Annotated in this window: 16 protein-coding genes; 12 read left to right on the top strand and 4 right to left on the bottom strand. The window is 62.9% G+C overall.

Annotated elements, in window-relative coordinates; all coding sequences use genetic code 11:
• Positions 1-36 precede the first annotated feature (36 nt).
• Positions 37-1,080 carry a type IV pilus twitching motility protein PilT gene (locus DFR45_RS02225; RefSeq protein ID WP_114482045.1) on the bottom strand — a complete coding sequence of 348 codons (1,044 nt, stop codon included), beginning with the start codon at positions 1,078-1,080 and terminating at the stop codon, positions 37-39.
• A gap of 48 nt (positions 1,081-1,128) precedes the next feature.
• Here DFR45_RS02225 and DFR45_RS02220 point away from each other — a divergent pair, with 48 nt between their 5' ends.
• From DFR45_RS02220 to DFR45_RS02205, 4 genes are all read left to right on the top strand, one after another.
• Positions 1,129-1,845, top strand: a complete 717-nt coding sequence (locus tag DFR45_RS02220) for a YggS family pyridoxal phosphate-dependent enzyme (RefSeq protein ID WP_114482044.1) — start codon at positions 1,129-1,131, stop codon at positions 1,843-1,845.
• Between the two features lie 65 nt (positions 1,846-1,910).
• Positions 1,911-2,399 carry a tripartite tricarboxylate transporter TctB family protein gene (locus tag DFR45_RS02215; protein WP_114482043.1) on the top strand — a complete coding sequence of 163 codons (489 nt, stop codon included), beginning with the start codon at positions 1,911-1,913 and terminating at the stop codon, positions 2,397-2,399.
• Between the two features lie 14 nt (positions 2,400-2,413).
• Positions 2,414-3,925: a tripartite tricarboxylate transporter permease gene (locus DFR45_RS02210; protein ID WP_114482042.1), complete on the top strand. Its 1,512-nt coding sequence runs from the start codon at positions 2,414-2,416 to the stop codon at positions 3,923-3,925.
• A 32-nt stretch (positions 3,926-3,957) separates the two neighbouring features.
• Positions 3,958-4,890 (top strand): DMT family transporter, encoded by a 933-nt coding sequence (locus DFR45_RS02205; protein ID WP_114482041.1) that lies wholly within the window; start codon positions 3,958-3,960, stop codon positions 4,888-4,890.
• 19 nt (positions 4,891-4,909) lie between these two features.
• On the opposite strand, the gene DFR45_RS02200 is transcribed toward DFR45_RS02205, so the two are convergent.
• The 3 genes from DFR45_RS02200 to DFR45_RS02190 all read right to left on the bottom strand — a co-directional run bounded on the left by DFR45_RS02200 (position 4,910) and on the right by DFR45_RS02190 (position 8,088).
• Positions 4,910-5,992 (bottom strand): TRAP transporter substrate-binding protein, encoded by a 1,083-nt coding sequence (locus tag DFR45_RS02200; RefSeq protein ID WP_114482040.1) that lies wholly within the window; start codon positions 5,990-5,992, stop codon positions 4,910-4,912.
• Between the two features lie 121 nt (positions 5,993-6,113).
• A complete protein-coding gene (locus tag DFR45_RS02195) occupies positions 6,114-7,340 on the bottom strand; it encodes an NAD(P)/FAD-dependent oxidoreductase (protein WP_114482039.1) in 1,227 nt (408 codons plus the stop codon).
• Positions 7,341-7,380: 40 nt separating this feature from the next.
• The gene (locus DFR45_RS02190) at positions 7,381-8,088 is read right to left on the bottom strand and encodes a GntR family transcriptional regulator (RefSeq protein ID WP_114482038.1); all 708 of its coding nucleotides are present in this window, start codon (positions 8,086-8,088) and stop codon (positions 7,381-7,383) included.
• A 216-nt stretch (positions 8,089-8,304) separates the two neighbouring features.
• Here DFR45_RS02190 and DFR45_RS02185 point away from each other — a divergent pair, with 216 nt between their 5' ends.
• The 8 genes from DFR45_RS02185 to DFR45_RS02150 all read left to right on the top strand — a co-directional run bounded on the left by DFR45_RS02185 (position 8,305) and on the right by DFR45_RS02150 (position 14,646).
• The gene (locus DFR45_RS02185; RefSeq protein WP_114482037.1) at positions 8,305-8,715 is read left to right on the top strand and encodes a BphX family protein; all 411 of its coding nucleotides are present in this window, start codon (positions 8,305-8,307) and stop codon (positions 8,713-8,715) included.
• A 59-nt stretch (positions 8,716-8,774) separates the two neighbouring features.
• The gene (locus DFR45_RS02180; protein WP_114482036.1) at positions 8,775-10,151 is read left to right on the top strand and encodes an aromatic ring-hydroxylating dioxygenase subunit alpha; all 1,377 of its coding nucleotides are present in this window, start codon (positions 8,775-8,777) and stop codon (positions 10,149-10,151) included.
• A 151-nt stretch (positions 10,152-10,302) separates the two neighbouring features.
• Positions 10,303-10,884 carry an aromatic-ring-hydroxylating dioxygenase subunit beta gene (locus tag DFR45_RS02175; RefSeq protein ID WP_199755307.1) on the top strand — a complete coding sequence of 194 codons (582 nt, stop codon included), beginning with the start codon at positions 10,303-10,305 and terminating at the stop codon, positions 10,882-10,884.
• A gap of 17 nt (positions 10,885-10,901) precedes the next feature.
• On the top strand, positions 10,902-11,231 hold the full coding sequence (locus DFR45_RS02170) for a non-heme iron oxygenase ferredoxin subunit (protein WP_114482035.1): 330 nt from the start codon (positions 10,902-10,904) through the stop codon (positions 11,229-11,231).
• A gap of 18 nt (positions 11,232-11,249) precedes the next feature.
• Positions 11,250-12,080: a cis-2,3-dihydrobiphenyl-2,3-diol dehydrogenase gene (bphB, locus tag DFR45_RS02165; RefSeq protein WP_114482034.1), complete on the top strand. Its 831-nt coding sequence runs from the start codon at positions 11,250-11,252 to the stop codon at positions 12,078-12,080.
• Between the two features lie 13 nt (positions 12,081-12,093).
• Complete coding sequence (locus tag DFR45_RS02160; protein ID WP_114482033.1) at positions 12,094-12,981, top strand: VOC family protein; 888 nt, start codon at positions 12,094-12,096, stop codon at positions 12,979-12,981.
• 45 nt (positions 12,982-13,026) lie between these two features.
• Positions 13,027-13,887, top strand: coding sequence for a 2-hydroxy-6-oxo-6-phenylhexa-2,4-dienoate hydrolase (gene bphD / locus DFR45_RS02155; RefSeq protein ID WP_114482032.1), 861 nt, complete (start codon positions 13,027-13,029; stop codon positions 13,885-13,887).
• A gap of 96 nt (positions 13,888-13,983) precedes the next feature.
• A complete protein-coding gene (locus tag DFR45_RS02150) occupies positions 13,984-14,646 on the top strand; it encodes an OmpW/AlkL family protein (RefSeq protein ID WP_114482203.1) in 663 nt (220 codons plus the stop codon).
• The last annotated feature ends 72 nt before the right edge of the window (positions 14,647-14,718 follow it).

Genomic DNA, 14,718 nt, shown 5'->3' with positions numbered 1-14,718 from the left:
GTACTCCGTTGACGCCGCTTGAATATCCGGCGTTTTTCAACCGGGGAAATTTTCCGGACTCTTGGCTTTGCTGCGCGCCTCGGCGGGGCTGATGAGGTTGCGCCGCACGAGGTCGGTAAGGCACTGGTCGAGCGTCTGCATGCCCACGCTGTTGCCGGTCTGGATGGTCGAATACATCTGCGCCACCTTGGCTTCGCGGATCAGGTTGCGGATGGCGCTCGTGCCGAGCATGATTTCATGCGCGGCGATGCGGCCCGAGCCGTCCTTGAGTTTGCACAGCGTCTGCGAGATCACCGCCTGTAGTGATTCGGACAGCATGGCGCGCACCATTTCCTTTTCTTCGGCCGGAAACACGTCGATGATCCGGTCTATGGTCTTGGCGGCGCTCGAAGTGTGCAGCGTGCCGAACACCAGGTGCCCGGTTTCGGCCGCGGTCATGGCCAGGCGGATGGTTTCGAGGTCGCGCATTTCGCCCACCAGGATCGCGTCCGGGTCTTCACGCAGCGCCGAGCGCAGGGCGGCCGCGAACGAGAGCGTCATCGGCCCGACCTCGCGCTGGTTGATCAGGCATTTTTTGGACTCATGCACGAATTCGATCGGGTCTTCGATCGTCAGGATGTGACCGTATTCGGTTTCGTTGAGGTGGTTCACCATGGCCGCGAGCGTGGTCGATTTGCCCGAGCCCGTGGGGCCGGTCACGAGCACCAGTCCGCGCGGCTTGAGCGCCAGGTCGCCAAAAATTTTCGGTGCATTGAGCTGCTCGAGCGTCAGGATCTTGCTGGGAATGGTGCGAAAAGCCGCGGCCGCACCACGATACTGGTTGAAGGCGTTCACGCGAAAACGCGCCAGGCCCTCGACCTCGAAGGAAAAATCGACCTCCAGAAACTCCTCGTAGGTCTTGCGCTGCGCATCGTTCATGATGTCGTAGACCATGGCATGCACCGCCTTGTGGTCCAGCGGATCGACATTGATGCGCCGCACGTCGCCATTGACGCGAATCATGGGCGGCAAGCCGGCCGACAGGTGCAAGTCGGAGGCTTTGTTTTTGACGGTGAATGCAAGCAGCTGGGTGATGTCCACGGTTCCCTCGGTCTCGTCGGTTAGGCTTTGGTAGGCTTGGCAATCATTATGACCACGATTGCAGACAATCTCCAACGGGTGCGCGCGCGCCTGGCCAAGGCCTGCGCCGCTGCAGGACGCGATCCGGCAACGGTTTCGCTGCTCGCCGTCTCCAAGACCTTTGACGCGCAAGCCGTGGCCGAGGCCGCAGCCGCGGGCCAGCGGGCGTTCGGTGAAAACTACATTCAAGAGGGCGTCGAAAAAATCCAGGCGCTGCGCATGGCAGGCTGGGCTGCGCTGCAGTGGCACTGCATAGGGCCGATCCAGAGCAACAAGACGCGCCTCGTGGCCGAGCACTTCGACTGGGTGCAGACGATAGACCGCCTCAAGATTGCCGAACGCCTCGCCGCGCAGCGGCCTGCCCACCTGGCGCCGTTGCAAGTGTGCATTCAAGTCAACATCGACGCTGCACCGAGCAAGGCCGGGGTACCTGCGACCGCGGCCCTCGATCTGGCCCTTGCCGTGGTGCGGTTGCCGCAGCTGCGCGTGCGCGGACTCATGTGCATCCCCGATCAAGCTCCCGATTTCGAAGCGCAATTGGAAGTTCACATGCGGGCCAAGCGCCTTTTTGACTATATCCGCGCGCAAGGCGCAGCCGGCTTGGAACACTTCGACACCTTGTCGCTGGGCATGACCGCAGACCTCGAGGCCGCGATCCACGCGGGCAGCACCATGGTACGCGTGGGCACGGGTATTTTCGGCAGTCGCGCGCGTGGCAGCGCATGAATTGGCGCCAGAATACGCTCCCAAAAACGCCACAATCGGGCGCTTCATTCGGAAGGAGACGTTGCATGAAAATCAAAAGCCAGAAGGACTTTTTCGCCGGCCTCATGTTCATGGCGGTCGGCGGAGCTTTCGCCTGGGGATCGACCAACTATCAGATCGGCACGGGCGCGCGCATGGGGCCGGGCTACTTCCCGCTGCTGCTGGGTGTGCTGCTCGCGCTCATAGGCGCGGTCGTGACCTTCAAGGCCACCACGGTCGAAACCGAGGATGGCGACCCCATCGGCCGCTGGGCCTGGAAGCCGCTCGTCTTCATCCTTGCGGCCAATTTTGCGTTTGGCATCTTGCTCGGCGGCCTGCCCAACCTGGGTATTCCGCCCATGGGGCTGATCGTCGCGATCTACGCGCTGACCTTCATCGCGAGCCTTGCGGGTGATCAGTTCAAGCCGCTCGAAGTGGCGATCCTCGCGACGATTCTGGCCGTGGGCAGTTATGCGGCTTTCGTCTGGGCGCTGAAGCTGCAATTTCAGGTCTGGCCCAGCTTCATCGCTGGCTGAGCAGAGGAATCATCATGGAACTCTTTCACAACCTCGCGCTCGGCTTCGGCGTCGCGTTCACGGCGCAAAACCTGATTTACTGCTTTGTCGGCTGCCTGCTGGGCACGCTGATCGGCGTGCTGCCCGGCATAGGCCCGGTGGCGACCATCGCCATGCTGCTGCCGGCCACCTACGCGCTGCCGCCGGTGTCGGCGCTGATCATGCTCGCGGGCATTTACTACGGCGCGCAGTATGGTGGCTCGACCACGGCGATCCTCGTGAACCTGCCCGGCGAATCCTCGTCCGTGGTCACGGTGATCGACGGCTACCAGATGGCGCGCAAGGGCCGCGCCGGGCCGGCGCTCGCAGCGGCGGGGCTGGGCTCGTTCTTTGCGGGCTGCGTGGGCACGGTGATCCTCGCGGCCTTTGCGCCGCCGCTGACCGAAGTCGCCTTCAAGTTCGGCCCGGCCGAATACTTCTCGCTCATGGTGCTGGGCCTGATCGGCGCGGTGGTGCTGGCCTCGGGCTCGCTGCTCAAGGCCATAGGCATGATCGTGCTCGGGCTGCTTTTGGGCCTGGTGGGCACCGACGTGAACTCGGGTGTCGCGCGCTTCAGCTTCGACATCCCTGAACTGACCGACGGCATTGGCTTCGTCGCGATCTCCATGGGCGTATTCGGCTATGGCGAGATCATCGCCAACCTTTCGCATCCCGAGGGCAGCCGCGAAGTCTTCGCCGCCAAGGTGCAAGGCCTGTTTCCAACCAAGGAGGACTTCAAGCGCATGATCCCCGCCGTGTTGCGCGGCACCGGCCTGGGCGCGGCGCTGGGCATATTGCCCGGCGGTGGAGCCCTGCTGGCCTCATTTGCCGCCTACACGGTCGAGAAGAAAACCCGCGTGCGCCCTGGCGAGGTGCCCTTCGGCCAGGGCAACATCCGCGGCGTCGCGGCGCCCGAGTCGGCGAACAACGCGGGCGCGCAGACCTCGTTCATCCCCTTGCTCACGCTGGGTATCCCGCCCAATGCCGTGATGGCGCTGATGGTGGGCGCGATGACCATCCACAACATCCAGCCCGGCCCGCAGGTCATGAGCAGCAACCCCGAGCTCTTCTGGGGGCTGATCGCCTCGATGTGGCTGGGCAACGCGATGCTGGTGATCCTGAACCTGCCGCTGATCGGCATGTGGATCAAGCTGCTCACCGTACCCTACCGCTGGCTGTTCCCGGCGATCGTGCTGTTTTGCGCGATCGGCGTGTATTCGACCAACAACACCACCTGGGACGTATGGATGGTGGGCGCGTTCGGGCTCATTGGCTACCTTTTTCACAAACTCGGCACCGAACCTGCGCCGCTGCTGTTGGGCTTCATCCTCGGCCCCATGATGGAAGAGAACCTGCGCCGTGCGCTGCTGCTCTCGCGCGGCGACTGGGGCGTGTTCGTCACGCGGCCGATCTCTGCGGGCCTGCTCGCCGTGGCCGCGCTGCTGCTGGTGATCGTGCTGCTGCCATCCGTGAAAAGCAAGCGCGAAGAAGCCTTTGTCGAGGACTGAACGCGATCCCCAGTCTATTATTTAAGTAAAAAGTGCCCTCAGCCCAGATACAGCAAGCGCAAGCAGCTAACGAAAAAATAGCATCCGGACTCATCCTTGCGCTGCTCGGCGCGGTCGGCTTCAGCGCCAAGGCGATCATCGTCAAGCTCGGTTTTCGCTATGGCGCCGACGCCATCACGCTGCTGATGTACCGCATGCTGTTCGCGCTGCCGATGTTCGTGCTGATGGCCTGGTGGGCGGGCCGGGGCCGCCCGCGGCTGACGGCGCGCGAGCGCCTGGGCGTGCTCGCGCTCGGCGTGACGGGCTACTACCTCGCGAGCCTGCTCGATTTCGAGGGGCTGCGCTACATCAGCGCCAGCCTGGAGCGGCTCATCCTCTACCTGAACCCCACGCTCGTGATGCTGCTGGGCCGTATCGTGTATGGCCGCGGCATACGCTGGGGGCAGCTGTTGGGCATGGCGATCAGCTATTGCGGCGTGGTGCTGGTGTTCGGTCTCGAAGTCCACGTACAAGGCGCACACGTGGCCTGGGGCACGCTGCTCGTGCTGCTGAGCACGCTCAGCTATGCCGTGTACCTGGTGCACAGCGATGCGCTGGTGCGCCAGCTGGGCTCACTGCGGCTCGTGGGCCTGGCAAGCACCGTGGCCTGCCTGTGCTGTCTGCTGCACTTTGCGCTGACGCGGCCGCTCGCGGCCGCCGTCGTCGTGCCGCCCGTGCTGTGGCTGTCGCTGCTCAACGCCACGCTGTGCACCGCCGCGCCCATCCTGCTGATGATGATGGCGATAGAGCGCATAGGCGCGAGCGCGGCAGCGCAGATCGGCATGGTGGGGCCGCTTTCGACCATCTTCATGAGCGTGTGGCTTCTCGATGAGCCCTTCACGCCGTGGATGGCCGCGGGCACGGCGCTCGTCGTCGGCGGCATCTTCGTGTGCACGCGCGCCGCGCGCCGCGCCGTGAGCCGCTGAGTCCCATCCCGGGCAGTGGTCAGAGCTTTTGCCGGAACATGAAGCCGTCGAACGAGGCCTCGGCAAAGCGGAACCACAGCACCTCGTCGCGCTGGAAGGCGCGCATGTCGGCGTAGATTTTGCGCCACTCGGGGCTCTTGGCGTCGTTTTCGGCAAACACTTCCATCGAAGCCTTGTACGAAGCTTCCATGATGGCCTGCGAAAACGGCAGCACCTTGGTCTTGGCCGCAACGAGCTGCTTGAGCGCCGCCGGGTTCGAGGCGTCGTACTTGGCCTGCACGTTGGTGTGCAGGTAGATCGAAGCCGCCTCGAGGATGGTCTTGTATTCGTCGGGCAGCGCCGCGAGCGCCTTCTGGTTGACGAACAAGTCCACGTTCGGCCCGCCCTCCCACCAGCCGGGGTAGTAGTAATACGGCGCCACCCGGTTGAAGCCGAGCTTCTGGTCGTCGTAGGGGCCCACCCACTCGGCGGCGTCTATGGTGCCTTTTTCGAGCGCGGTATAGACCTCGCCGCCCGGGATGTTCTGCGGTACGGCGCCGAGTTTTTGCACCACCTCGCCGATCAGTCCGCCGCCCATGCGCATCTTCAAACCCTTGAAGTCGGCCGGCGTCTTGATCTCCTTGCGAAACCAGCCACCCATCTGCGTGCCCGTATTGCCGCCGAAAAAGCTCGTGACGCCGTATTGCGCGTAAAACTCGTTCACGAGCTTGCGCCCGTTGCCGTGCATGAGCCAGGCCGTCATCTGCCGCGAATTGAGGCCGAAAGGCACGCAAGAGCTCAACGCAAACGCCGGGTTCTTGCCATAAAAATAGTAGCCCATGGTGTGGCAGATTTCGACCGAGCCGCTTTGCACGCCGTCGAATACGCCAAAAGCCGGCATCAGCTCGCCGGGGCTGTGGATGGTGATCTCGAACTTGCCGCCCGACATGCTCTTGACCATTTTGGAGAAAAGCTCCGAACAGCCATACACGATGTCCAGCGAGCGCGGAAAGCTCGACGCGAGCCGCCAGCGTATGGCCTGCTGCGCATGCACCGCAGGTGCCGCCCCCGCGGCGAGCACTCCGGCGATGCCGGCATTTTTGATGAGCGAACGACGATCCATGAATGTGTCTCCTAGATAGAGCATGGCCCCGCGAGAAACGGGGCCTTGCTCATTCTAGAAACGCCGCACCGCGCCGGTGCGCGGGTTTTCCCTGAGCTACGCGCCGGTCACGTGCATGCACTCAAGCGCCCACGGCGGCCGCGAGCTTGCGCAAATCGGTGGCCGGGTCGGCGAGCGCGGCGCGGTCGGGCTGCGCGCCGGCTGCGAGCAATCGGCGCAGCGGCGCGAAGTCGCGCGCGTTGTTCACGCAGGTGGCGCCCACGATGCGGCCCTTTTGCAGCTCGATCAGCGTGAACTTGGGCGCGTCGATGGAGAGCTCGCCGCGCACGATTTCCTCGTCGCCGCTCGCCAGCCCCGCCACCTGGATGCGCAGCGCACCCTGGTCGGACCAGTACCACGGCAGTTCGGCGTATCCAGGCGCGGCCGGATCGGCGAGGTGGCGCGCCACCGCGATGGCCTGGTTTTGCGCGTTCGACCAGGTTTCGATGCGCTCGAAGCGCCCGCTCAAGGGGTTGCGCTGGCGCGTCACGTCGCCTATGGCATAGACATCGGGGCAGGTGGTGCGCCCAAAAGCGTCGACGAAGATGCCATCGTCGCAGGCCAGCCCGGCCGCGCGCGCGAGCGCGTCGTTGGGCACCACGCCTATGCCCACGACCACCATGTCGGCCGCGATGCGCGTGCCGTCGTCGAGCAGCACGGCGCCGTCGTCAAAGCCCGCGACGCTGCGGCCAAAGCGCAAGTCCACCCCCTGCGCCGCGTGGTAGCGCGCAACGAAGTCCGAGAGCGTGGGAGAGGCCGCGCGGCCCATGAGGCGCGGCTGGGTTTCGACCAGCGTCACGCTGGCGCCCGCAGCGCGCGCCGTGGCCGCAAGCTCGAGCCCGATCACGCCGCCGCCCACGATCAACAGCCGCGCCTGCGCTCGCAGCCCGGCCTGGATGCGCCGTGCGTCTTCGAGCGTGCGCAGCGTGTGCACGGGCATGGGCGCACCCTGCAAGGCGGGCAGCGTGCGCGGCGTCGCGCCCGTGGCCAGCACCAGCGTGCCGTAGGGCAGCGTGCGCCCGTCCGACAGCGCCACCGTGTGCGCCTGTGGGTCGAACGACTGCGCAGATACGCCCAGCAGCCATTCGACCTCGGGCGCGCGCTTGTGGTCGAGGCGGATTTTTTCGGCGTCGCCATGGCCCATGAAGTCCTTGGACAGGGGCGGGCGGTCGTAGGGCGGCTCGGCTTCGTCGCCGACCACGGTGAGCAGGCCTGCATAGCCGGCCTGGCGCAGCTCGGTGGCAAACGAAACGGCGGCTAAGCCGGCGCCGAGGACGACGACGGGGGACTTCAATGCTTCAGGGGACATGGTGTGTTGCTTCGAATGGGTCAAGGAGAAAAACGTCGGTCTACTTCAGCAAATTGCTTGCGCGAATGGCTGTGTAAGCATGGTGAATGTGCCTGTCCAGCAGTTCGGTCGTGCGCGCCACATCGCGCGCCATCACTGCGGCGTAGATTTCAGCATGCTCGTCATGCACCTCCTGCGGCGGCGCACCTTCGAAAGCCGAGAGACGCCGGTAGCGCTCGGCCAGTTGATAGAGCACTGCGCGCATGCGGCGCAGCCAGGATGATGAACAGGCAGAGACCAAAGCCTCATGGAATTCGCGGTTGCGCACTTCCCACTCATCAAAGGCGCTGATGGTATCCACGAACAGTCGCTCCTCGGCGCGCGAGAGCTTGTGGTACGCGGCCACTACCCCCGCCTCCCACTCATCCTTGCCCTGCTGCATGCTCTCGCGCACGGCCTCGCACTCGATCAAGGTGCGCACGCGGCACAAGTCGGCCAAGTCCTGCAGTGACATCGGCGCCACTTTGAAGCCGCGGTAGCCCTGCGTGACCACCAGCGCATCCGACACCAGCAGCGCCAAGGCCTCACGCAAGGTGCCCGCGCTGACTTGATAGGTCTTTTTCAGGTGCTCGACGCGCAGCGGCTCATTGGGTGCGTGTTTGCCGTCGATGATGGCGCGGCGTAGGCCGTGGTAGGCCATCTCTATCAGCGTACGCGGCGCATCCTCTGCTCCGGAAGACGCAACGGGAAGGGCAATGTCATGGAGCATAGGTCAATGAGGTCAGAACGTAAAAGCAACACCCACCCTACAGCCAAGAAAGAGCAGGCACCAAGAAAAGCGCCTTTTGATGGTAACAAGAAAAATATCGAGATTTATTTAGGGTTTCCACTTATTCCTAAATGATTTATTAGTTGGAGAATTGCCGAACATCGAACACATGTTCAGTAGATTTTGCCGCCAACCACAATCATCTCCGGAGCAGGCATGAAGCAAGGACGCATCTTTCTGTGGGCGCTGGGTCTTTTTTACCTGGCGAACCTGCTGGGCACGCTGCCGTTTGCTTCGGCCTCACTGTTCAGCCAGATGTACCCAGGCTTCGTGCCTGACGCAGCCACGCCCGGCTTTCGGTTGCTCAGTGACGCCTGGGCCGTCGTGGGTCTGCAGCTGGGCGCCATCGGCATCGTGGCCTTGTGGGGTGCGCGCGACCCGTTGCGCTACCTGGCGGTGTTCGACATCGTCATCGCCACCGAGGTGGTCGATGCCCTGTGGGACATCTACAGCATCGTCTGGAGCCATGAGGCCATGGCCTTCGGATTGACGACTTTGGTGATTCACCCTGTGTGGATCGTTTGGGCGCTGTACGCCAGGCGTGCAGTGGTGAAGGCGGCCCGGTGAGTGCGCGCATGCGCCGGGCTTTTTTGTGTTGGCAGTTTGGGTACTAGGAGACCTGCATCATGGGAATACATTCGGAACGCGAAGTGCAAGCCGTGCCGATGACGTTCAAGCGTCGCTGGGCGGACGAAGCCATCCGCGCACTGGTCGATCAAGACAAGGGCTTGATCGACCCGCGCATCTACACCGACCAGGAACTGTACGAGCTTGAGCTCGAGCGCGTCTTCGGCCGCTCCTGGCTCTTGCTGGGGCACGATGCTCACATCCCCAATACCGGGGACTACATGACCACCTACATGGGTGAAGACCCTGTGATCATGGTGCGGCAAAAGGATGGCGGCATCAAAGTCTTCCTCAACCAGTGCCGCCACCGTGGCATGCGCATTTGCCGCTCCGATGCGGGCAACGCTAAGGCCTTCACCTGCACCTACCACGGCTGGGCCTATGACATCGCCGGCAACCTGGTCAACGTGCCTTTCGAAAAAGGCGCCTTTTGTGACCAGAAAGAAGGCGATTGCGGTTTCGACAAAGCCGACTGGGGTCCGCTGCAGGCGCGCGTGGAAACCTACAAGGGCCTGATCTTCGCAAATTGGGATGCCGAGGCCCCCGACCTCAAGACCTATCTGAGCGACGCCACGCCCTATATGGACACCATGCTCGACCGCACCGAGGCGGGCACCACCGTGGTGGGCGGCATTCAGAAGTGGGTCATTCCCTGCAACTGGAAGTTCGCCGCTGAACAGTTCTGCAGCGATATGTACCACGTCGGCACGATGTCGCACCTGTCAGGCATTCTTTCGGGTCTGCCGCCCCAGATGGACTTGACGCAAGTGCAGTTGCCGACCAAAGGGAACCAGTTCCGCTCCGCCTGGGGTGGCCACGGCGCAGGCTGGTTCGCCAACGACCCGCTGGCTCTCGCGGCTTCCATGGGCCCCAAGATCACGCAATACTGGACGCAAGGTCCGGCCGCAGAAAAGGCGGCCAAGCGTTTGGGTGGCATGCCCAGCATGACCATGTTCGGCCAGCACATGGGTGTGTTCCCGACATGTTCGTTCCTGCCCGGCATCAACACCATCCGCACCTGGCAGCCACGCGGCCCCAACGAAGTGGAAGTGTGGGCCTTCATCGTCGTCGATGCCGACGCACCCGAAGACATCAAGGAAGAGTTCCGTCGCCAGAACATCCGCACCTTCAATGCCGGCGGCACCTTTGAGCAGGACGACGGCGAGAACTGGGTCGAAATCCAGCGCGTGCTGCGCGGCCACAAGGCCAAGAGCGCTCCCTTGTGCGCGCAAATGGGTCTGAACATGCCCGACCGCGGTGACCCGGCGTTTCCGGGCAAGACGACCTACGTCTATGCCGAAGAAGCCGCGCGGGGCTTTTACCACCAGTGGGCACGCATGATGTCCGAGCCGAGCTGGGACACGCTGAAGCCCTGAACCCCTGAACCCCAGGCTTGGAGACTTTTCGTGCTGTTTGCCGCAGAGCAGACAGCATGCTTTGAGATTTGCTGCTGCCTCCCGGCGCAACACCATATAGCTGCCGGCACAGGAGCCACTGCCCCTTATTTTTACTTCAAGGAGATATCACATGACCGCTGTCGCCATGGCCCAGCAAACGGCCGAACTGATCAAGGAATTTGCCTGGCCCGCCCAGCCCGTGAGCGCGCAACTGCAACACGAAGTCGAGCAGTTTTACTACCGCGAAGCCCAGTTGCTGGACCATCACAACTTCAACGCGTGGTTCGACCTGCTCGAGCAGGACATCCACTACTGGATGCCCTTGCGCACCACCCGCACCAAGCGCGAGGGAGATAAGGAATACCTGCCTGCAAACGGCAACGCCCACTTTGACGAAGACCATGAAACCCTGCGCGGCCGCATCCGCCAGCGCACCTCCGAGCTGAACTGGGCCGAAGACCCGCCTTCGCGCACCCGGCACATCATCTCGAACGTGATCGTGCGCGAGACCGAAACACCCGGCACACTCGAAGTGGCATCGGCCTTCCTGGTCTATCGCAACCGTCTCGAGCGGCAAGTCGACATTTTTGCCGGTGAACGCCGGGACGTGTTGCGCCGCGCAAACAACGGCCTGGGCTTCAAGATTGCTCGCCGCACCATCCTGATCGACCAGAGCACGATTCTGGCCAACAACCTCAGCGTGTTTTTCTGAGCGAAGGAACCAGCACGATGGCATTTACCAAAGCCTGCAGCGTGGACGACGTTCCGCCCGGAGAAGCCTTGCAAGTCAGCCATGACGCGCAAAAGGTGGCGATCTTCAATGTCGATGGGGAGTTTTTTGCCACGCAGGACCAGTGCACCCACGGAGAGTGGTCACTGTCCGAAGGTGGCTACCTCGACGGCGATGTCGTGGAATGCTCCCTGCACATGGGAAAGTTTTGTGTGCGCACAGGCAAGGTCAAGTCGCCCCCGCCCTGCGAGCCCTTGAAGGTTTACCCGATTCGCATCGAAGGGCGGGACGTGCTGGTCGATTTTTCTGCAGCCGCGCTGCATGCCTGAAACCCAAGCGAGAACAACATGCAACTCAACAATGAAGTAGCCCTGGTCACCGGCGGTGGCTCGGGCCTGGGCCGGGCCATCGTGGACCGGTTCGTGGCCGAAGGCGCGCGCGTGGCCGTGCTCGACAAGTCGGCGGCCAAGCTTCAGGAACTCCAGGCCGCACACGGCGCCAAAGTGCTGGGCATCGAAGGTGACGTGCGCGTGCTGGCCGACCACCAGAAGGCCGCGCGCGAATGCGTGGCCGCCTTTGGCAAGATCGACTGCCTGATCCCCAACGCGGGCATCTGGGATTATTCGATGCCACTGGTCGATATCCCTGACGACAGGATCGACGCCGCCTTCGACGAGGTCTTTCACATCAACGTCAAGGGCTATCTGCTCGCCGTCAAGGCCTGCCTGCCCGCGCTGGTGCAAAGCCGCGGCAGCGTGGTCTTCACGATCTCTAACGCGGGCTTCTACCCGAACGGCGGCGGCCCGCTCTACACGGGGGCCAAGCATGCTGTGGTGGGTCTGGTGCGCGAACTCGCCTTCGAACTCGCGCCGCACGTGCGTGTCAACGGTGTAGCGCCGGGCGGCCTGAATTCCGACCTGCGTGGCCCAGCCGCGCTGGGAATGGCCGACCAATCAGTGGCCAATGTTCCGCTGGGGGAGATGCTGCTTTCCGTGTTGCCTGTCGGCCGCATGCCTGAAGCGCGCGAATACACGGGCGCTTATGTGTTCTTCGCGTCGCGCAGTGACAACTACCCCGCAACGGGCGCGCTGCTCAACCACGACGGCGGCTTGGGCGTGCGTGGCTTTTTTGAATCTTGTGGCGGTAAGGACCTGCCACAGAAATTGCAACTTTCTTAACCAAGGACTCACCATGAGCATTGAACGTTTGGGCTACCTCGGCTTCGCCGTCAAGGATGTGCCCGCCTGGGACGCCTTTATGACCAAAAAGCTCGGCCTGATGCCCGCCGGCAAAGCGGGCGATGGCGCCCTCTACCGCATGGACCAGCGCGCATGGCGCATTGCCGTGCATCCAGGCGAACTCGACGACCTGGCCTACATCGGCCTGGAAGTCGATAACGCTGCAGCACTGGAGCGCATGGCCGACAAGCTGCGCGAGGCAGGGGTTCCATTCACCCGCGGCGACGAAGCGCTCCTGCAGCAGCGCAAGGTCATGGGCATGTTATGCCTGCAAGACCCATTCGAGCTGCCGATCGAGATTTATTACGGCCCTTTCGAGGTTTATCCAGACCCATTTCTGGCAAGCGCCCCCGTGTCCGGCTTCGTCACCGGAGACCAGGGGCTCGGGCACTTCGTGCGCTGTGTGCCTGATGCCGCAAAGGCATTGGCCTTTTACATGGACGTGCTTGGCTTCCAGTTGTCTGATGTCGTCGACATCCAACTCGGCCCGCAGTTGTCTGCTGAAGGGCATTTTTTGCATTGCAACGGCCGCCACCACACGATCGCCATCGGGGAGCTGCCGCTGCCCAAGCGCATCCACCACTTCATGCTGCAAGTCAACACCTTGGACGACGTGGGCCACGCCTACGACCGCTTCGATGCCGAGGGACTCATCAGCATGCAGTTCGGCCGCCACATCAACGATCATATGATTTCCTTTTATGGCCGCACCCCCGCGGCGCCAATTGATGTCGAGTTCGGTTACGGTGCGCGCACGGTCGATGCTTCCTGGACGGTGACGCGACATGGCCACATCTCCATGTGGGGGCACAAGCCGCTCCTTTTGCCTGAGCAAGGCTGAACGGCACCACACGTTCCTCTTTTTTACCCACCCCAAGGAAATTCCATGACAGCACTCACCGAAAGTTCGACAAGTAAATTCGTCACCATCAACGAAAAGGGGCTCTCCAACTTCCGCATCCACCTCAATGACGCGGGTCAGGGCGAGGCCGTGATCATGTTGCACGGCGGCGGACCGGGCGCGGGCGGCTGGAGCAACTACTACCGCAACATCGGCCCCTTCGTCGAGGCTGGCTACCGCGTGCTCCTCCCGGACGCACCGGGCTTCAACAAGTCCGACACCATCGTCATGGAGGAGCAGCGCGGGCTGGTCAATGCACGTGCCGTGAAGGCCATGATGGACGAGCTCGGCATCGAAAAAGCGCACCTCGTGGGCAACTCCATGGGCGGCGCAGGGGCGTTGAATTTTGCCCTTGAATACCCTGAGCGCACCGGCAAAGTGATCCTCATGGGGCCAGGCGGTCTCGGCGTCAGCCTGTTCACTGCCATGCCCATGGAGGGCATCAAGCTGATGTTCAAGCTGTACGCCGAGCCCACGCTCGAGACGCTCAAGCAGATGCTCAACGTCTTCCTGTTCGACCAGAGCCTGATCACCGATGAACTCGTGCAAGGCCGCTGGGCCAACATCCAGCGCAACCCCGAGCACCTGAAGAACTTCGTTCTGAGCGCACAAAAAGTACCGCTCTCGGCTTGGGACGTTTCGCCACGCTTGGGCGAGATCAAGGCCAAGACCCTGGTCACCTGGGGACGCGACGACCGCTTCGTGCCTCTGGACCATGGCCTCAAGCTGCTCGCGAACATGCAGGACGCGCAGTTGCACGTTTTCCCGCGCTGCGGCCACTGGGCGCAGTGGGAGCATGCAGACGCCTTCAACCGACTGACGCTGGACTTTTTGCGCAACGCCTGAGCGTCGCGTCCCCTTTTCCACCTAAAAGCAAACGTGCTGGCCGCCTCTGCGCTGCGGGAGGCGTGCCGCTCTTCCAACAAACGCAAGGAGACTTTCATGAAACCCTTTTCCAAGACCCTGCTGCCATTGGCCTGCGCCGCACTGCTCGGAAGCGCCCATGCGCAAACCGAGCCTGAGGGCACATCACCCTGGTCGGTGGCAGTGGGCCCTGTGCACCTCGCCTTCAGCACCAAGGCCGACCTGTATGCCGGCGGCCCCGTACCCGGCGCAGGTGTCCATGCGAGCAGCGACAACGTACTCGGCGTGGAGATCGGCTACCGATTGACGCCCAACTGGATGGCGCGTCTGGACCTTGCCAACCCCGTGAAATCAGACCTGTCCGGCACGGGCAACCTTGGCCCGCTGGGACGGCTTGCGGGCGTCAAGGTCGGCCCGGCGATCCTGACCATGAATTACACGCCCGGCATGTGGGGCCCCATCCGCCCCTATTTCGGAGGCGGCATCAGCTACATCAAGGTATTCAGCGCCAGTCCTGGTGCCCTGCAGAACATCAAGGTGGACAACAACTTTGGTGGTGTGTTCCTGGTCGGCGCCGATTGGCCGTTGGGTGATGGCTACAGCATCGCTTTGTCCGTACAGAAGCTCTACCTCAAGACCAATGCCACCGGAACCGTACCGGCCATGGGCGGCGCACCCGTCACGGCCTCGGTGAGGCTGGACCCGCTGGTGACCTTTTTGGGCGTGCGCAAACAGTTCTGAACATTCCATCGCGCGCCTCAGGTCCTAATGCGCGCAATGGGCTTTTTTGTGTTGGCATTTTGGGTACTAGGA

This window comes from Extensimonas vulgaris (assembly GCF_003337425.1).
GTDB classification, from domain to species: Bacteria; Pseudomonadota; Gammaproteobacteria; order Burkholderiales; family Burkholderiaceae_C; genus Extensimonas; species Extensimonas vulgaris.
This window is presented reverse-complemented; position numbering and strand designations above follow the sequence as displayed.